At 47.1% G+C, this 18,581-nt stretch carries 19 protein-coding genes; 12 read left to right on the top strand and 7 right to left on the bottom strand.

Annotated elements, in window-relative coordinates; translation table 11 throughout:
• Window positions 1-171 precede the first annotated feature (171 nt).
• Both ACOZB4_RS27360 and ACOZB4_RS27355 read left to right on the top strand, forming a co-directional pair.
• Window positions 172-645, top strand: coding sequence for a Dps family protein (locus ACOZB4_RS27360; RefSeq protein ID WP_379411442.1), 474 nt, complete (start codon window positions 172-174; stop codon window positions 643-645).
• A 201-nt stretch (window positions 646-846) separates the two neighbouring features.
• On the top strand, window positions 847-1,755 hold the full coding sequence (locus tag ACOZB4_RS27355; protein WP_379411439.1) for an EcsC family protein: 909 nt from the start codon (window positions 847-849) through the stop codon (window positions 1,753-1,755).
• 114 nt (window positions 1,756-1,869) lie between these two features.
• On the opposite strand, the gene queF is transcribed toward ACOZB4_RS27355, so the two are convergent.
• From queF to ACOZB4_RS27325, 6 genes are all read right to left on the bottom strand, one after another.
• The gene (gene queF / locus ACOZB4_RS27350; RefSeq protein WP_009591586.1) at window positions 1,870-2,367 is read right to left on the bottom strand and encodes a preQ(1) synthase; all 498 of its coding nucleotides are present in this window, start codon (window positions 2,365-2,367) and stop codon (window positions 1,870-1,872) included.
• Window positions 2,368-2,436: 69 nt separating this feature from the next.
• A complete protein-coding gene (queE, locus tag ACOZB4_RS27345; protein WP_256720566.1) occupies window positions 2,437-3,147 on the bottom strand; it encodes a 7-carboxy-7-deazaguanine synthase QueE in 711 nt (236 codons plus the stop codon).
• A 73-nt stretch (window positions 3,148-3,220) separates the two neighbouring features.
• Entirely contained in the window at window positions 3,221-3,712 is a 492-nt protein-coding gene (gene queD / locus ACOZB4_RS27340; RefSeq protein ID WP_379411436.1) for a 6-carboxytetrahydropterin synthase QueD, read from the bottom strand.
• The gene (gene queC / locus ACOZB4_RS27335; protein ID WP_339271309.1) at window positions 3,709-4,386 is read right to left on the bottom strand and encodes a 7-cyano-7-deazaguanine synthase QueC; all 678 of its coding nucleotides are present in this window, start codon (window positions 4,384-4,386) and stop codon (window positions 3,709-3,711) included. The genes queD and queC overlap by 4 nt, the downstream gene beginning before the upstream one ends.
• Before the next feature lie 277 nt (window positions 4,387-4,663).
• Window positions 4,664-5,368, bottom strand: coding sequence for an AIM24 family protein (locus tag ACOZB4_RS27330; protein ID WP_379411432.1), 705 nt, complete (start codon window positions 5,366-5,368; stop codon window positions 4,664-4,666).
• A gap of 55 nt (window positions 5,369-5,423) precedes the next feature.
• Window positions 5,424-5,876 (bottom strand): hypothetical protein, encoded by a 453-nt coding sequence (locus ACOZB4_RS27325; protein ID WP_379411428.1) that lies wholly within the window; start codon window positions 5,874-5,876, stop codon window positions 5,424-5,426.
• Window positions 5,877-6,097: 221 nt separating this feature from the next.
• Here ACOZB4_RS27325 and ACOZB4_RS27320 point away from each other — a divergent pair, with 221 nt between their 5' ends.
• The 6 genes from ACOZB4_RS27320 to ACOZB4_RS27295 all read left to right on the top strand — a co-directional run bounded on the left by ACOZB4_RS27320 (window position 6,098) and on the right by ACOZB4_RS27295 (window position 13,822).
• Complete coding sequence (locus ACOZB4_RS27320; RefSeq protein WP_339271315.1) at window positions 6,098-6,256, top strand: hypothetical protein; 159 nt, start codon at window positions 6,098-6,100, stop codon at window positions 6,254-6,256.
• Window positions 6,257-6,453: 197 nt separating this feature from the next.
• Entirely contained in the window at window positions 6,454-7,188 is a 735-nt protein-coding gene (locus ACOZB4_RS27315; RefSeq protein WP_379411425.1) for a hypothetical protein, read from the top strand.
• Window positions 7,189-7,373: 185 nt separating this feature from the next.
• The gene (locus ACOZB4_RS27310) at window positions 7,374-8,105 is read left to right on the top strand and encodes a hypothetical protein (RefSeq protein WP_379411422.1); all 732 of its coding nucleotides are present in this window, start codon (window positions 7,374-7,376) and stop codon (window positions 8,103-8,105) included.
• Between the two features lie 114 nt (window positions 8,106-8,219).
• Window positions 8,220-8,618: a helix-turn-helix transcriptional regulator gene (locus ACOZB4_RS27305; protein ID WP_076323038.1), complete on the top strand. Its 399-nt coding sequence runs from the start codon at window positions 8,220-8,222 to the stop codon at window positions 8,616-8,618.
• A gap of 325 nt (window positions 8,619-8,943) precedes the next feature.
• Window positions 8,944-10,143 carry an S-layer homology domain-containing protein gene (locus ACOZB4_RS27300; protein WP_379411418.1) on the top strand — a complete coding sequence of 400 codons (1,200 nt, stop codon included), beginning with the start codon at window positions 8,944-8,946 and terminating at the stop codon, window positions 10,141-10,143.
• Window positions 10,144-11,038: 895 nt separating this feature from the next.
• Window positions 11,039-13,822, top strand: coding sequence for a DUF5704 domain-containing protein (locus ACOZB4_RS27295; protein ID WP_422759705.1), 2,784 nt, complete (start codon window positions 11,039-11,041; stop codon window positions 13,820-13,822).
• A gap of 55 nt (window positions 13,823-13,877) precedes the next feature.
• Here the strand turns inward: ACOZB4_RS27295 and ACOZB4_RS27290 are convergent, their stop codons facing one another.
• Window positions 13,878-14,981 (bottom strand): YheC/YheD family protein, encoded by a 1,104-nt coding sequence (locus ACOZB4_RS27290; RefSeq protein WP_379411412.1) that lies wholly within the window; start codon window positions 14,979-14,981, stop codon window positions 13,878-13,880.
• A gap of 290 nt (window positions 14,982-15,271) precedes the next feature.
• On the opposite strand from ACOZB4_RS27290, the gene ACOZB4_RS27285 reads away from it, so the two are divergent.
• The 4 genes from ACOZB4_RS27285 to ACOZB4_RS27270 all read left to right on the top strand — a co-directional run bounded on the left by ACOZB4_RS27285 (window position 15,272) and on the right by ACOZB4_RS27270 (window position 18,556).
• Window positions 15,272-16,417 carry a glycosyltransferase family 4 protein gene (locus tag ACOZB4_RS27285; protein WP_076323042.1) on the top strand — a complete coding sequence of 382 codons (1,146 nt, stop codon included), beginning with the start codon at window positions 15,272-15,274 and terminating at the stop codon, window positions 16,415-16,417.
• A gap of 72 nt (window positions 16,418-16,489) precedes the next feature.
• Window positions 16,490-17,071, top strand: a complete 582-nt coding sequence (locus ACOZB4_RS27280; RefSeq protein WP_422759704.1) for a WIAG-tail domain — start codon at window positions 16,490-16,492, stop codon at window positions 17,069-17,071.
• A 312-nt stretch (window positions 17,072-17,383) separates the two neighbouring features.
• Window positions 17,384-18,130 carry a glycosyltransferase family 2 protein gene (locus ACOZB4_RS27275; RefSeq protein WP_422759703.1) on the top strand — a complete coding sequence of 249 codons (747 nt, stop codon included), beginning with the start codon at window positions 17,384-17,386 and terminating at the stop codon, window positions 18,128-18,130.
• A gap of 84 nt (window positions 18,131-18,214) precedes the next feature.
• Window positions 18,215-18,556 (top strand): nucleoside-diphosphate sugar epimerase, encoded by a 342-nt coding sequence (locus tag ACOZB4_RS27270; RefSeq protein ID WP_083659676.1) that lies wholly within the window; start codon window positions 18,215-18,217, stop codon window positions 18,554-18,556.
• The last annotated feature ends 25 nt before the right edge of the window (window positions 18,557-18,581 follow it).

Below are 18,581 nucleotides of genomic sequence, written 5' to 3'. Positions count from 1 at the left end.
TTGCAGTTGATCTTAAAAATAAATTAGGATAGGTATAAATAGGAGGTAATTTCTTCATCCTATCTTCATCTGATGAGTTTCGATTTCCTTTGCAAAAGAGACAAGAATCTGTTATGATTAATACAAGGATTTAGAATAAGTCTAAATACAATATTAAAGGAGACGATATAAATGAGTAACTTAACCCAACAAGCACAAGGAACAACAACCAATGAACTTCTACAAATTTTGAACACGCAGGTAGCCAACTGGAGTTTGCTTGGTGTGAAGCTTCACCACTATCACTGGTATGTAAAAGGTCATCAGTTCTACGTGCTGCACGAGAAATTTGAGGAACTGTACAACACAGCAGCGAGTTATGTGGATGAACTGGCAGAGCGGATGCTGGCCATTGGCGGTAAACCGGCAGCCAGCATGGCGGAATATTTGAAGCTGTCCACGCTGCAGGAGGTTTCCGATGAGAATACGGCTGAACAGATGGTCGGACAGCTGGTTTCGGATTTCGAGCAGCTTGCCAACGAACTGAAGGCGGGCATCGAAGCCGCGGATCAAGAAGGGGACGACGCTACATCCGATCTGTTGACCGGCATGGTCAGCAATGTACAGAAGCATTCCTGGATGCTGAATGCCTTCTTGGGAAAATAAATCTCACATCTGTATGCTTGCCGTCTCATGACAGATTGTGGAAATAAAAGAGAGAGATCGACCTCATGGGGGTTGATCTCTTTTTTTATTAACCTTATGAGTGATGTTATAAGATTAAATTTGAAATTTATTGCGTCTTTCTTCCATGCCGTGCGTATACAGTTTATAGTTATTTTTTAATTGCGGATAGGAGTAGTGAGGATGACCGAGATGGAATCACGACAACAGCTGGAGTCACAGCTTCAAGAGATTTTGAAATGGGAGAAAGAGCAGAAGGACGTCATGTTCTGGGAGAAGCTCGGAAGAATTCCTTTTATGCTGCTGGATCGCCTCACGCCCAAGGCTGTACAAGAGAAAATCGGAAGTGCCTTGAATGAGGTAGGCGGATTTATTCAGAGCGGCGGGAAACATCTGGTTCGCGAGAAGTCGGTTATGAAGGTTCTGGCGCAAACAGCGGGATTGGACGGTCCAAACCCGGTTTCCGGCCCTTCCGTCAAGTCCGCTCAGGAGGAATACATGGAAGTGGAAGATGAGGACGGAGGGGTGGCAGCGACTACCGGGCTTACTTTGGCATCTGCAGCGAAGCTGCCGCTCCAGGTCATGGATAGCGCAGCGGATACGCTAACCGTAAAACGCGTCAAATTCGCTGCAGCGCAAGGAGCAGCAACGGGAATCGGGGGCATATTTACGATTGCGGCCGATCTGCCGATGGTGCTCGGTCAATCGCTTAAGGTGCTGCAGGAGATGGCGCTTTGTTACGGGTATGATCCGAACGATCCCCGGGAGCGGGTGTTTATCGTGAAGTGCTTGCAGTTTGCATCCGCCGATATCGTGGGGAAAAAAGCGGTGCTTGAGGAGCTCGCCAGTTTTGATGATGAACAAGTGACGGAGCAGGTATTCTCACAGCTGCAGGGCTGGCGTGAGGTCGTTCAGTCGTATACCGATAACTTCGGGATGAAGAAGCTGTTTCAGCTGATTCCGATTGCCGGCATTGTATTCGGTTCGATCAGTAACAAGGGGACGATCAGCGATGTGGCTGCAGCGGGGAAAATGCTGTACAAGAAGCGGCGCCTAAATTACCGACTTAGGAATATGGAATACCCTATGTAATCGTTTATTCCTCTTGTTGAAATGATAAAAAGGGTTATCCGCCATGCGGGCAACCCTTTTTATCATCATTATGGAAAATGGGACTGACGTATTCAGGAAAAAGGCTTCAGCTTCCTAGCGGTTGTCCACCTTTTCCGGATACAGGTCATGGTTCATCAGACGGTTCGCGGCGATCTCCTCGTATTTGGTTCCCGGACGACCGTAATTGCAGTACGGATCGATGGAAATGCCGCCCCGCGGGGTAAATTTGCCCCATACTTCGATATATCTTGGATCCATCAGTTTGATGAGGTCATTCATGATGATATTGACGCAGTCCTCATGAAAATCCCCGTGGTTGCGGAAGCTGAACAGGTACAGCTTCAAGGATTTGCTCTCCACCATCTTAATGTCCGGAATGTAGCTGATGTAAATGGTCGCAAAGTCCGGCTGGCCTGTAATCGGACACAAGCTTGTAAATTCGGGACAGTTGAATTTGACGAAGTAATCCCGGTAGGGATGCTTGTTGTCAAAGCTCTCCAGAATGCCGGGATCATATTCAAACGTGTATTTCGTGCCTTGGTTGCCAAGCAGGGTGACGTCTTCCATTTCTTCTTTTTGTCTTCCAGCCATATAGTGTAGCTCCTTTATAAATATATTAATAAATGCTCAATCAGGTGTAGCGTATTTTTAGGACAACCGTCACACTCCGCGTTTATTGCCCCAGACCAGCGTGTGCAATTGCGGCAAGACACGCACATCGTTCAACCGATCGGATCGCATGACGGCATCGACAAGCAACTCGTACCGATCCAGCAAATGGGAGACCAGCGAAGTGGTATCACCCGTACCTACATCGGGATTACCGGTCTGCAAGTAAAACGGCACATTCGGGTATCGTTCATGGACTGTTTCCGCATAGCTCAAGTCCTTATCGTCAAACACGACAACCTTGAGGCTGAAGGATCTACCGGGTGCCCGAGCGGACAGCCGGGAGACGATATCATCGAGCTTGCCCCAGTCCGTATCCATACCTGAGCTTGGTGGCTTGGGGGAGATGGTGACTTCATCGATATCATTCAGCCAATCCTGCCAGCGTGAACCTTGGGTCTCCACGGCAACGGTAATTCCGTGTCGGTGCAGCTCATCCACCAGCGTGCCGAGCTGGGAGAGGAGAGCGGGATTGCCGCCGGACAGGGTGACATGATCGAAGCGTTCTCCGCCCAGCCGGTACAGTTCTTGCCAAATCTCATCTGCACTCATGCGCGAAATGGTGTCCTTGGCGGACCCGTCCCACGTAAATGCGGAATCGCACCAGGAGCAGCGATAGTCGCAGCCCGCCGTACGAACGAACATCGTCTTGCGGCCAACGACCATGCCTTCACCTTGAACGGTAGGACCAAAAATCTCCATCACGGGAATCGGACGGTCCACCGCGATGACAGGGGAGGAGGCACTTGAATCGTTCTCATGCTTTACACGCACATTATTCATCGATCATCCACTCCCGTCTGACCTCAGCGTAGCTGGTCGGCGTCTCGAACAGGCGAACGAATTCGGTTCGTGTGCCTTGTCGCTCGTGCGACTCTTTGCTGCGGAGGGCTTCCTCCATTTTTTCAAACAGCCAGACCACCATGTTTTCCGCTGTTGTGTTCATTGGCGGCAGGGTCTCGTTTAAGTAACGGTGATCCAGATAAGGTTCGATTTCCGTTTTCCAGCAATCTTTAATGTCGCCAAAATCCACGGTAATGCCGATTTCATTGGGAATACCGCTGATACCAAAGACCACTTTGTACGTGTGGCCGTGGAGGTTCTTGCATTTTCCCTCATAGCAATGCAGATGATGGGCAGCATCAAAGGTAAACTCTTTGGAGACAAGTACCCGTTTCCGGTGGTAACGCAGGCTTCCGGTATCGATGTCTTCGCCAAGCTTCTGCAGTTGCTCTACAATGCGGAAAGCCCCGGGCTCGCGGCTCATACCAGGCGCCCCCCTTCGGCTACACGGTTACGTCGCTGCATATAGTTGTCGAGCCCCGCTTTTCTCAGCTTGCATGCAGGACATTCCCCGCAGCCGTCTCCCTTGATGCCGTTGTAGCAGGTTAACGTATGGTCGCGAACGTATTCGAGTGCATTCATCTGGTCGGCGAGCTCCCAGGTTTCCGACTTGTCGAGCCACATGAGCGGTGTGTGAATGACAAACGGGTAATCCATGGCCAGATTCAGCGTAACGTTGAGCGATTTGATGAAGCTGTCCCGGCAATCGGGATAACCGCTGAAATCCGTTTCGCATACGCCCGTGATCAGATGTTTTGCGCCGATGCCCTTGGCCAGTACAGCAGCAAAGCTGAGGAACAGCAGGTTTCGTCCCTCCACAAACGTAGTAGGCAAACCGTCGCCTTCGGCAATTTCGATATCGCTGCGCGTTAACGCATTCGGTGCCAGCTGATTAAGCAGGCTCATATCAAGCACTGTTTGCTTCACGCCTTGTTCCTTGGCGATTTGTGCCGCGCATTCTATTTCAAGCTTATGGCGTTGGCCATAATCGAAGGTGACGGTTTCGACTTCGGCGAAGCGTTCCTTCGCCCAGAACAGGCAGGTGGTACTGTCTTGACCACCGCTGAAAACAACGACCGCTTTTTCATTTTTAAGCATAAAAAAACCTCTCATCCTTCATAATTTAAGAACAGCCGAAAGGGCTGAACCTCTAGAAGAAAGAGAAGTTCATTGAACTGAATCCGTAAAAAAACAAGCCTTATTCTTAGGGTGTAACACCGAATAAGACACGATAGTTTTTTATAGAGGGAGTTCACGAACCTCTCCCACACACCGCGACAGGCGTATGGATTGTCTTCTGTTTGTCCTTGTGACCGCAGTGGGTGTTAGATCCAGCATACAGTCTGATTACGCCCTCCATTATAACACGGCCCGATTATTTGATAAACACTCCGCCAAAGGGAATTGCTTCCCGCAGAAAACGCTTGATGATGCCCTCGTCATTTAATTCGTCCACGAGCCGCTGATTCTGGCGTCCTGCTTGAAACAACACATAACCGTCACCGGTCAGCTTCCAGTGATAGTTCATATGCTGGCTGGCGAGATGATTGCCATATACGGTCAGGTCCAGCTTGGCCGCTTCGGGATAGGCGATGATACTCCCGGCGTCCACATATAATGGCTCGGTAGGATGCAGCTTGACTTTACATACGGGACCCTGGGTCAAAATCCCGATACTGCCGTTTCCCGAAAACTTCATCTTAATGGCGTCTCGCGTGACCAGCATGTTTTTGATCTTAAGGATTCGTGTCTGCATCGTAACATGTTTAGTATAAAAGAAAACATGCCGAAAATCATAGAGCATGTCCTGTTCGCCTTCCAGCTGAATTTCATGCATATTGAAGCCTGGGGGGAGCGCAGCCGTAAATTGACTAGGCCCCGTAATATCGGCACGAATCAGTTTTTTCTTACGGTATATGCCTTTTACGTTCATGAGACGGTCGCTGCGTCCGGAGGAGGGACCCCGATAGGCAACGATTTGCTCAGGATGGAGGACATGGGCCGTGTCGTCCTCAGTCAGGGAGAACGTGACCGCTTGTCCCGTTCCGCTGCCGGCTGCATCTTCCATTCGAATAATCATGGCCGCGCCTCCTTTTGCCTGGGTTGAATGGTGGGGATTTGGATCAGAGCTTGTCCTATTTGGATCGGTTCGTTCGGCGCATGCCGAATCGCAGGAAGCGAATGATCATAAAATAACCGGCAGCCAATGCCACGGCGGTGATCGCCACGGTCTTTAAACGTTCCGCCCCGCGATTTCGTGCGGCTTCAGCCTCCTGAAGCTGGCTTACCATTTGGGTTAATTGCTGGTTCTGCTCCGCAAGATTGGAGTTCTGTTCCGCCAGGGTTAGATTTTGCTGCTGCAGCCGTTCGGAAGCGATCATGGCTTTATCAAGTTCCTGCAGGGCTTGGTTGTAGTTGTTCTTGAGCTGGTTTATTTCATCGGGCAGTCCGGAGAACTGCTGGATATCATCATACATATTGTTAAAGTAATTGGCGCTGGCGGTCCGTCCACCGGCCGGCAGCGCCATCCCTGCCACCAGCAATATGAGAGAAAGTTGAATTAGCTTGGATTTTGTCGGCTTATGCAAGAGGGATCACCACCATTCGATTATTTATAGTAAATACGAATTAGATTCCGACAGGTTTCTATTAATATATATTACCCACATTTGCGGTGGAAGTGAATCTATTAGCAGGCCAAGTTGTTTAACTTGCTCATGTAAAGGGTAATGTATGTAAGTAAGCGCCTATCAAGCCATCCCCTGCGAATTATCATAAATTGAACAGTAGATAAAAGGAGATTTTGATCATGATGAAAGATAACAACGTGAAGAAAATTATGATTACAGTGAATGGAAAACCCGTGGGCAACGGATTATTAATTGATAAAGTAACGTACGCTCCCATTCAAGGCATACCAAGACATATGGGGAATACTAAGCCCGTTTCGGCAGCAGAAATAGGTTAATAGACTTTTATATGAAAACATAGCCTCTAAAATCCGGAGAACGCCTCCGGTTTTTTTGCGTTAAAAAACAGAGAATTCGTCTGAATATGACGGTTCATGGAAGATTTCATTACAAATTCATACAATTTTCCTTTATACTAGGTTGTAACATAACCAATATACATAAACCATAATAGGTGAGAAGGGGTTTTGAAGAAATGGCATTTTGTACACATTGCGGCAAGAAATTAACGGAAGGCGTCGCACATCAATGCGTTGACGACATCGCAGCGAATTCTATGAAATACACGGCGTCAGCGGCAGAGCCGGGACCAGAGCGTACAGCGTCCTCATCATCTGGAGCTTCAGATGCCAAGACTGCCTCAACCATTCAAGTCGATGGGCAGGTCCTGAAGAACTTATTGAAAAATCCGATGAGTGCTTTGAACATGCGGGGAGATCAGACTGGTTTAATCTACAGTCTCATCGGGATGGCTTCCAGTATCATCGGCTTTTGGTTGTTCGGCCTTGGCTTTAAGCAGCTTATCTATTCCGGCTTGGGCATGATGTCGGCCGTGTTAAGTAATTTCGGCATGGGGAGCCGGGCGCTTTTAATGGGGTTGTTCTCAACCGTTATTTTATTGGGTTCCTTCTGGTTTACGGGCAATATGGTTACGAAGCAGAAGCTTGACATAAAGGAATTCATTGCGAAGATCGGCTCTTTTCAGCTGCCATTCGGAGCGGCGCTTATCGTAAGTGGATTGATCAGTTTCATGTCCTTAAAGCTGGCATCCCTCATCCTTGTATTTGCTTTAATGACGGGATTGGCAGCGAACTGCGCAGCTGTTATCGAATTGTACCGCATTGGATCAAGCCAATGGATTAAATTTATAGGGATTGCTTTAGGCATTTATGTTTTAATCCTTGCGATTGTACAGACCGTTTTATTGTAGGAATAAGTCAATTTCAAGGTAGTAAAAGGCTTCCTTAGCCGACATCTGACAAAAATCTGCATATCTAAAAGACCGCAGCTGCTAGGGCTGTGGTCTTTTTTTGTCGAATTCATAATAGGAACATATATTCCATGACAGTAAGATGTCCATCTGTATTGGTACATTATTAGAAGAAGAGGAAAGAGGTGGATGTATTGCAGTCTGGCTTGTTTTCGGATTTTACATGGAGCCACAGCCATGTATTCGCTGGGGGCACTAGTCAGGTCTTTCTGCTGATCGAGTGGAGGGCTGGTGTGTTAAAGCAAAAAACGCAGTTCCATGGCTTTAATCAGTGCATGGCTGAAGATGTCCAGCTACACCTACAATTAGGGGAACGCGTTCAAGTGGAGCGTATGTATGGATGCCAAGGTGAGATATTGAATGATCGTAACATTTCGTTGTCTTTAGGCTCTTTGTCGGAAGGGAGATTCAAACAGTTGGTTCTTGAGCTAAGTGTCGGAGCTAGGCAATCGGGGGTGTATCCCATTATTACCGCTCTATGGACATATATGGATGTACAGAAGCGGAAGGTGGTTTTGCAGCCGTCCCGAACGATTCCGCTTCAATTCAGCAATCATACGGCATTGAAATACCGAAGGGCAGATTATCGTGTGGAGAAGGTGCTGAAATTATACCAGAATGCTTCCATTCTGGAGCAGGCTAGAGGAGAGCTGGAACGGGGAAAGCTGGCTCAAGGGGAAGAAATGATTCGTAGACAGGCAGATGAGATGCTTTTATACGCAATCCGATTTCGAGACGCGGATTATTTGAAGGAGGCAGAGACCCTTTATCAACTAATTGGTTTGTATCTGGATACATATCGGCAATTATCTTCTGAAAATGCGAATAGTAAGAGGGACTTTAGACTTAAAAATTAACTAGGAATGAAGAATCTGTATATAAAAAAGGAAAAATGGTTTCAGGGTCGAATGTACTATTTAGCAGTCAAACAAAATATGTCTAATTTACTAGAAAGATAGGGAGAATGCCATATGACAGACCGACTGATCCGACTAATGAGAATCATTACCCTTGTACAAGCAAGACCAGGTATACTGGCTCGCGAGCTTGCCGAACGTTGTGGAACCAGCGAAAGAACCATTTATCGGGATATGGATGCCCTCAGCGCCATGCATATTCCCATCACACACCAAGGCCGAGGCCGAGGCTACACATTTATCGGGCATTTTGCAATGTACCCGCTTGGTTTAACGGAAGAGGAGGTACAGGCGCTATTTAAACTGTTAACCATATTGGAACAAATCAAGCCGATGCTGCCCGATGAATTTGAAAGCGCTTATGAGAAGGTATTGGCTGCTGTATATAAGCAAAGCGCGGAAAAAGCTGAAATTCAGGCCGGGGACCGGGATGAATCCTCAACCGGTTTATAACGGTTCCACTACATGTAACAATTAAACCTCGAACGAAAGGACACATGTTCATGTGACTATCGTCGAGGTTTTTATCAGTTTATGAGGAATTAATCACGGTCATTCGGAGATGCGAATGTAGTAGTGAATTAGAATCAGGATAGGAATATTATACCAAAATAGATGATTATATGATAATATAACTATAATTTCTCTCATTCATCCAAAAATGTAATTGATGTTTAATTATGAGAGACGGCGGTAGATGTCCCTAAGCAAGGGCGTAGGAAGGAGATATGGAGCAATGGCATAGGTTTTATTCCACAACTTGTATAGGAGGATATTCATGAAGAAGATCTCGATCAGTGTATTTACGGCATTGTCCCTGTTTGTCGGAAGCTTCTATCTGAACACGGTGGAGGCAGCGCAAGAGAGCAACGCAGACAAAATGGCGGAGTCTCGTGAGACGAAGACGAGCCATTTTACGGATATTCAAGGCCACTGGGCCCAGACGGCTATTCAAGATGCAATACAACGAGGTTATGTCGATGGTTATCCGGATAAAAGATTCCTGCCTAACAAACAGGTAACTCGAGCGGAATTTATGAAAATGGCGGTTTCAGCTTTGGATATTGAGGTGGCTTCCTTAAGTTCAGGTTCCTGGTATGCTCCTTACGTGGCTGCCGCAGAATCGGCAGGAATTTATAAGGCCGGCGATTTCGGAAACAGTAACTTGACGGAACGAATGACGCGTGAAGAGATGGCTAAGCTAGCAGTAAAAGTGCTGGGATATAAGAATGTGGAAGACAAGCAGTGGATGTATCTTGCATCCAAGGATGGCATCATATCTGGGACGGCGCCGGGTGTAATATCGCCTACTGGCACTACGACAAGGGCTCAAGCCATTGCGGTTATAGAGCGTTTGCTTCAGGTAAAAAGCGGCAAGGAGCTCCCCGTTGATAAATATGCCGTAGCTGCGGCTGAAGTGTATTGGCATAAGACAAATATTTTCTCGGTGGCACCAGAGATTTTTAATGGGCCGGATAATCATAATAAAAATTTCGGGATTGATTCATGGAAAATGTCTAAGTTACGATTTGGAGCACAGGATGGGTCCGTTGTAGCGCAAGTAGATGAACTAATAGCTATTGATTGGAACGACCCTAAAGATCCAAATCGTAAACTTCTTCCGAGTAAAGAGAAGCTGGTTTGGAAGTTTGGTTCGAAAGAAAATGTATTCAGCAATGATCTCCAAGCCTATGTTATTGTATTGAAGTCACATTTGCCGGTAAATAAAAAACCTAAGTCCTACCCAATTAATCAATTAAATCTAGCGATCTTGGGATATAACGGTCAACCAACTGGAGAGCTATTGAATATGGCTTCTCTTGTTGAATCTAAAGATCTAAAAAGATATGTTAATGGCCTAGTCATCCCGAAAACTGGATTCAGCACAGATGGAAACATAAGAGTCTTGGTAGAAACAATCTCGGCGGGAGCTCCAATCTATCAGAGTACTCTATCTAAGTCAAAGCTTATTCGATAGGTAATTCAACATGATTAAGAATAACTCTATCAATAAAATAACGGTTTTTTTTCTTTTATTGTCTATTGTGTCTATCTACATTCCTCCAATTGAATCTGTGGATGCTGCTGAAACTACTCAGAATATCACGTATGATTTTGTAACAAATTCTAACGATTATGAATATAGCGGACTTTTATTTTCATCAAAGAAGGAGTTAGAGACAACAAGAATTAGTGTAAACGCACCTGCAGGAAAAATAATAAAAAAACTAGAGTGGATAAATAAAAGTACAAATAACCCAATCAGATCAGTCAAGGGATTCACAGCTGGTTCTACGACATGGGCTGGGAAGGATTCTCTTAGTGGAACAAGATTAAAGGTTTCATCCATAGATAATACCAATTATGGTGGCGTATATTACTGGGATAGATGGTCAGTAACAGATGCAGGTCATGATTTTGGTCAGTTATGGAAGGCATCAAGTACCAATGGTACTATCATGGATAATAAAAACTGTAATGGATATGTAGAAAAAGAAACAATTCAAGGGCATCAACTTCCCAAATACCCTGGCTGTACAGATAATAAATTATCTTTACCTATCAATCGCACCACTGCTTTTTTTATCAGTGAAACCGGGCATACTCTGGAAGGAACGTGGATAAAACATAACGCTATTTCTACAAATGATATCAGTTCCTCAAATACTAAAATTGACAACACATCACGTGTCCCTGACGTTCATGGATCTACCGGGACAACTGATCCAAGCACCTTAGTAGGTCAAATAGCAGATGTTACTTCAATTGATAGTATAAGGATGTATTATACTCAAACCTTTAACAATGACACTTATAATAAATACTGGGCAAATCCGGGAGCTAAGCAAGTATGGTACTTTGCTAAGTTTTGGGTGTCATTTGATTCTTACACTTATATGTACAAAGACAAACTCCTTCGAGCCACCTTTGCAGATGGAACATCAGGCTTAGAAATCACAGGCGCGACGTGCGTGCCACCGTCCGGTACCATTCAGCTCACAGCGAAATTAACGAAGGTAGACGGAAGTACATACAATCTGCAAAGACACGACAAGTTGACCTGGCGGAGCTCGGATAGCAGTGTCATGACTATCAATGCTTCAGGTGTAGTGACAGCCGTAGCAACGACAGGGCAAGCGACGATTACGGCTCATTTTAAGGATACGGCCCAGGCACTGGATGAAACCGACGATACCTCGATTCAGGTTGGGACAGGCTCGTCTTGCGGGAATACCGGTGGAGGAGATCCGGGAGGACCAGGTGGCCCACCCAACACATGCGGGATCCAAATCGGTACTGCGAGAAAGGGAACCGTTACATCGCATACGGTTATGGACCCCGTGGCAACGGGCGTAATTAAGGCGGACGATCGAGACGCTGAAAAGTTTGATGTTCTGGACGGGATACCGACTTCGGAATCCTTATACGTCAATGTGTTTGGACTCAATTATCTGTACAAGAACCAATGGGCGAACATGTTGGGGGAAATCACCTACACCGTCCCCGTCAAAAAGACGTACATTCTCACCTGGACGATACCGGGTGAACCAAGCTCGGGTCCGGATGATCCCGGCACGCCAGATGAACCTATGGAAGAAGAGGTTCAGGTAGAAGAACAAGTTACGATAACGAGGCCGTATTCCTACTGGCAAATCGATAACCTGGAGGTCTATAAGTTAGCCAAAACAACCGTTAGCAATTATGCATTACCGGGTGGTTCAGTGAACCTTACTCCAGCCGGTTACACTCCTCCTGTCCTTACATCCGATCATAGCGCGAACGTTGAAGATCATGTGGAACCTGCATCATGCGAAGAAGTGGATTTAGGGACGGAAACCGTTTCAGGCGGTTCGAGCAGGCCAGCAGTACCGACAACGGATTTTACATCCGTAGCGGAGTCGGCTGTAGGTCAAAACCAAGTGAAAAATGATAGAGTCCTGTTTAACGGATCTACCGTAATGAGTGACAGCTGGGCGCAAGGGACGGCACCCACACCAGGGATCATTCCTCCGGCTGCGACGATTCAAAGAGACGTCCTATACGGCAGAAACTATCTCATTAGCAATACGTTATTGAATAAAGCGAATACGACGAGCACAGGAACGATTGAATATGATCTCATACCCGGCAACATTAATGGCGGGTCTAATCAATCATTTCCGGTCAATGCCATTAACACCGTCACCGTCCATACGCCGGTAGTCAATTATTCGTCGGTGACGGATGATCAGGCCCACAATCAGAAGACGACCCCGAACCCGGACCGGTCTGCATTCATCTTGGATCGGCCGTTTACGGTACGTATTCCTACCTCGGGTCAGCATCGGAATATCCAGGGATACGGAGACCGAGACTATGCGAAATATGTAAGATCGAAGCAGGTGTATTTTCCGTTCGATGTCTTCAGCAGCGACAGGAGCACCTTTTATCCAAAAGACACCTGGATTACAATCCCGACATCTCAGCTGGACACGGAGTTTTTCCTGCCGGTATGGGTGGATGAGGGCGATTATCAGGTATACTTCCGTACGATTGCGGAGAACGCTCCTTCCGACTTTACGACACAGCCCAGCGCGAACCTGGATTTGGCTCACCATGTGGCTACGGATATTGAACCAGTTGAAGTGATCGGGCGCGTATATGATTTCCATATCACGGATATTGCCGATTATAACTGGGAGACGGTTTTCCGCAAACAAAAAGGGAATGCAACACCAAGTGGTGCGTCCTATTGGACAGGACTTCGGGATATTGACGGTGGAGCACGCGGGAACTCGCTTCCGTACACGCTTCCCATCGCACCGGGCAAACATCCGGCACAGGGGTATAAGAATGCGGCCGTAAAGACAGGCTACCACTTCAAATTCGATTTAAAGACGAAGGGCAATATGTTTGGTGTACAAGACGGCATTTCAATTACACCGAGTTTTTATTTCGTTAATCCAGACGGCAGCGGACGGCAGCCCGTTGATCTGTATTACCACAGCGGAAATCGGAAGTTCATTCGGATCGGTTCTCCGCAGGACACGGAGAAGCGTTATGTCATTCTGAATGACAGGCTGCGCAATGTTCCGCAAGGCGAGCTGCAGGATACCGCATCGTATTTGTACAACCGCGGCGGAGCCTCGGCGGGGATGTCCCTGGCCACCTATATGAAGCAATACTTGGAGAAGAACAGCAAGAGTAAGACCTGGGTAGGGAGGCTCGATTGGATGCTGCTGCCATTCGAAATACGCACACTGATTGGCCCGAAGTCAGGATTGCCTGCCTCCGTTGATACGGAGCGGGCCAACGCGGCTGTACAGCGCTGGTATGGTGAATACAGTCTTCCTGCCGATGTGTATGTGGTGAAGAAATGGACCGACCTGGCCGCTTATGGACGGACGAACCGACTGGACGAGAAATCCTCGATTTTTCTCAAAAAAGGGTATATCGTGGTCAATTTCAACATCGAGACGATCCGGGAGGGCAATACGGCCAAACCCCATCTGCAATACATTCATGGTCCGCTCATGAATCAATGGCAGCTTGAAGGGTACAGCCGCACGTATAACGATCCGTATGGTAAGCGGTTTTCTCTTATGGACGGGGACATCGTATTTTATCATGCCGATAAATCCAGTAAAGGAGATTTTAAATCCCAGGTGCCTCATTAAAATCGTGAAAAACCAGCTTCCCCCTGATCTTTAGGGAGAAGCTGGTTTTTGCAATTCAATAATGCGGCCAGACACCGTTATCATAGAGAAAACGGGCAAAGGCCATTGGATTGTGGTATGAGCATTTCCATGCATCAGCCATCCCAGCCTCCAAAAAACCATAACGTTGATCGCAGCCATTGCATTCAATGAAATAGAGCTTTCCATCCTCGGTAATGCCAATATCCATTCCAAAATCAGCGGCAAACGGAATAAACAAGGATAGCGTTTTGGCGATGTGGAGGGAAAACTCAGCGATTCTTTCTATGGTTGGCCCGACAGGCACACCAGGCAAACAGCGGGATAATATGTCCGGTACCCGATAAGCTGAGCCGCCTTGAGCAATGTTGGAGACAAACGTTCGTGGGGCCGATGTTTTTGCAAACATGCCGGCGACCTCCCAGCGCCCGCTTCCCCCGCGCTGAACGGTAACTCTGATATCAAAGGGGCGGTCATCATATTCGGCAAGCGGAATGCGCTGCTGTACAAGGAATGGAGCTTTCCTGATCCGCTGATAGATCAGGGGATGTAGCTTTCCGGGCGGCAGGGTAACCGTTCTCCACCCCTTGGCCGATGGTAATGAGCGGGAGTAAGTGAATTGACTGCGTAGGGAGTTACCTTTCAATCGCATAATACCAACCCCGATGCTTCCATTGCATGGCTTTAAAACGAGATCCCCGTGCTGACTAAGCATGGAGTGAATCGAGGCGGGGGTAGCTTTAACCGTATGAGGCAGGGATGGTGATATCCCCTGGTCCTGCTCCAGCATATGATGTATGACGTTTTTACCGTAGCGTGTACGCCCGTTATAAATAAATATCCCGCGATTGATTAGTTGATCAATCAGCGCCAGCTCCTGTTTTTTATGATAAATAGCTCGCATATGAACAACACGCGGGAGGGGGATATGCACTCGTGAATATCCAACTGGAGCCGGAATATAACCAGTCACCTTTCCAGTCTCTAGTGAAATATGATGAATGGTAAAAAAACAAGGAATCAACCCGTTCACGGCAGCAGCTTCTTCATAATTGGTCAGTGATTCAGTGCCGGTTTTCCCGCTGGAAATTCTGCGATACGTATTGTTGTTGAGTAGAATGCCGACATATTCCAGATGCATGGTCATCCTCCTTGTTACCACAGATCATGTAGTCTTTGTACCACATCGTATGCATGCAAGAGATTGTCCCGGATGGACGGGTGTCGCCCGTGGTTGGCCTATTCTTTACTGGATAATAGTCACCAATAGACCCTGATCCGGTATATGTTAAGGTATCAGACCATACAAATGACAGGTATGCGTTTATTTTGAATAAGGCAACGAAACGCTACTGGTACAAGGGGATTGATACCTTTGATATATCAGCAGGTGTTTTTCATATAGATAAGATGTGAGAAGGATGTGGAGTTATGGGTTTGCGGAAGGTGGCGGTTGTGACGCCGGGATCGTTTGTTATTCCATCGGGGAGGAGCAGCTCCGTCGAGCGGGTAGTGGAGCAGACCATTCCATTGGCCCAGGGTACCATGGATGTGCGCATATTCGGAGTGCTGGGAAAAGGGCTCCCTTCAAAAGACACGATTAACGGCGTTCCGTGCTACCGCCTGCCATCTGGTACGAATTATTATCCTTCCTTGCTGCGGAGACTTCAGAAGTGGAGACCGGATATTATTGAAGTTCACAATCGGCCGCTGCTGGCCCAGCGCCTCAAAATGCATCTGCCGGATGTGAAAGTCGTACTTAATCTTCATTCCAATACATTTATTATGCCTCCATATATGAGCGAGCAGCGCTTTGGGAACATTGCCCGCTGGATGGACGGCATTGTAGTAAACAGCCGTTTTCTGCTGGAGGATATTACTTCAAGACATGCTTGGCTTTTGGAGAAGATCACGATTAATCATCTTGGTGTTAGTCTTGATCATTTTACTCCGGCATTCAGCCCTGCTGCCAAGGCACTAAAAGAGGCAAAGCTTGCTCATTACGGATGGAGTGGACGCCGTATTATCCTGTTTGCGGGACGGCTTATCCCTGACAAAGGGGTTCACCATCTGATTGACGTACTGCCACATATTATTGACAAGCATCCAGATGTTCTTTTGCTTATTATCGGAAGTGCGGCTTACGGATCCGATCGGGAAACCGCCTATGTCCGGGAACTGAAAAAAGCTGCCGGACCTTATTTGCATTGGGTATACTTTCGACCCTTTGTCCCTTATCCAGCGATTGCAGACTGGTACTCGCTTGCTGATATTGTGGCTGTCCCCTCAGCGCCGAGGGAGGCCTTTGGACTCGTAAATGTTGAAGCAATGGCAGCTGGGGTACCTGTCATCGCTGCGAACGCAGGCGGTATCCCGGAGATCGTGGAGAACGGTGTGACGGGTTATCTGGTTCAAAGAGATGATTTTCCTGGCGGACTCGCTGAACGGATTAACGGATTGCTTCAAGACGAGAATCTGCGTACACAAATCGGAATGGCCGGTCGTGAAACGGTACGTCAACGTTTCAGGTGGGATCATACGGCAGAACGATGGGCTAACCTGATGCAAACCATCTAACCGGCAGTGGCAGTAGCCCTATCTCTTGAATAGGATGAATGTAACGATTAGAAGCAGAGGAGAGAGCCGACAGTGAACAAAGCCAGAAGGATCACCAGGATAAGAAGGGGAAGGCCCTTTCGGCGGTACGATGGCTATTATAAGAAGATGGCCATCAGAGGAACTTCCGCCAACTGGTCAGATTTAGAGAAGGATGTGATGGATCACGCGTTGACCGATGATGTAATCGGTGCTTCCCATCTGCAGCATCGTAGTGTAAGAAGTGAGGCGATTGAGGATTATGCCATACACAGTATTCATTTGTCATCCGAATCCATCATATCTTCCAAACTAGCACTTGAGTCGGTTCAACCGAGTCATCTTTCATTTAATCCGGTTCATGGGATACCTGACATCCCTTTACTTCAGCAGTTTGGATCCATCCCCTTTACCTTTACTGATAAACATGAAACGATCGAGATTACAGTACCGCTTCAGACCTCTTATCAAGATGAACATTACGTAGTGGCGGCATCGTGCAGTGATCCGGTGTTTCAAGCTGGTATACGAAAACGGCAGCATGAGGAGGTAGTCATCGGAATTACACGATCAGCAGGTACATTGATCTCAGAAGGCTGGTTGTACTGGATTTCAATAGGCCGGATGGAAACATAAGGGAGTAGAAGGATGGGGGAAGCGAGATTCCACCCATCCTTTTTAGTAAGCAGGGAGGATCAAAATCGTAAACATGCTGAAGATGCCATTCCGGAGATTCAAGTGCCAATCATCTGCGAAAGTGATTTTTAAGGAGTTCCCCGTATTACTCTCAGTATTCGCGTAATGCTGCTCCAATCAAGTTGTATACATAATTACAGATTATGATGTGTCTAGAGGATAGAATGGTCCCTGCGGATGCCGTCACGGAGCGAGAAAGTCAACATACAATAGAAATGAATTGCCAAAAGATTATTCGGTCCTCACGCAGTGATGAGAAACGGGAGGCGGAATTTATATGAAGGACTTTTTACGATGAGGAGACGAGGCGCTCGCTTACGGACATCTTTATCGGCGACTCTTCCCAAAGCTGATCCGGTTGAAGGACGGAAGGATGGATTTATCGTTGGCTATTCTTATGGCGTTCAACACGGACAAAATAACGGAGATTGCTCATTTGACGGCATCAGCATCATTATCCCCATTCATGATCCAAATGAAGATGCCACTGGCAAGATCAGAAGAATCGAAGCCTTAACGCCGCATCCATATGAGCTGCTCATCGCTGATGCCGGATCCTCGGAAGGAACAAGGCAATATGTACGCGGCCGTATCGGAGCGATACGACACATTGTCGGGAGAAGTGATCAAGGCATAGGGGTTGTTCTTAATAAGGCACTTCGTGCTGCACACGGGAAGAAGTTAGTTATTCTATATGGCTGTACACCTGTTATGGATAACTGGATTGGCGGTCTGACGGATGAGTTGGAACATGCCCCCGCTATCAAAACGGTTTGTGTGAGTTTTGCACAGTCAGGAACCCCCATACTGCCTAGGGATGAAGTGGATACTCATAATCGGTTAAATGCGTGCTGCGCTCTGTTCCGCCCGGAGCTGTTATCGGATGTTGGAGGACTAGATGAAGGGAGTCCATCATTACAGGAAAGCATAAGCGAATGGTTAGGACGTGTTCCACAGCAATATAGAACGATGCTGCAGGCTAAGGATCTATTCACCTGATTCGAAAGACGGCATTATTCATGGCACCAGAAAGCTTGTCGAAGCATATGTTGAAAAATATGATGAGCGAAGGAGAGTTATGTCGTGGAGAAAAAAATTGATGATATGGTCGAACACCTTTCGCACTCCCAGCGGCAGTTAGCGCGCATTCTAGAAGCTCAACGTCATGCAGCAGTCCGCATGGCTCAAATTATACATTCATTACCCAATCATGAAATCCAAACCTCCGAAGAACCAAATTCACGAGAAGGACCATCGTTAGGGGGACAATTATTAGGAAGCCGATCGTCAGGATCCCAGGTGGAACAAGTCAATAGCAGCATTACTGCTTATTTGAACGCCATGGCCGACCTACAACAAACATCGGCAGACAGTTTGGAAATCGTAATGAAAGAGCTTAAAGCGACCGAGCAAGGTGAAGAATAATGGGATCCGACTTCGCTGGTTAAGG

Origin of the sequence: Paenibacillus sp. NPDC058898 (assembly GCF_049316025.1) — a bacterium.
Taxonomy (GTDB): Bacteria; Bacillota; Bacilli; order Paenibacillales; family Paenibacillaceae; genus Paenibacillus_AQ.
This window is presented reverse-complemented; position numbering and strand designations above follow the sequence as displayed.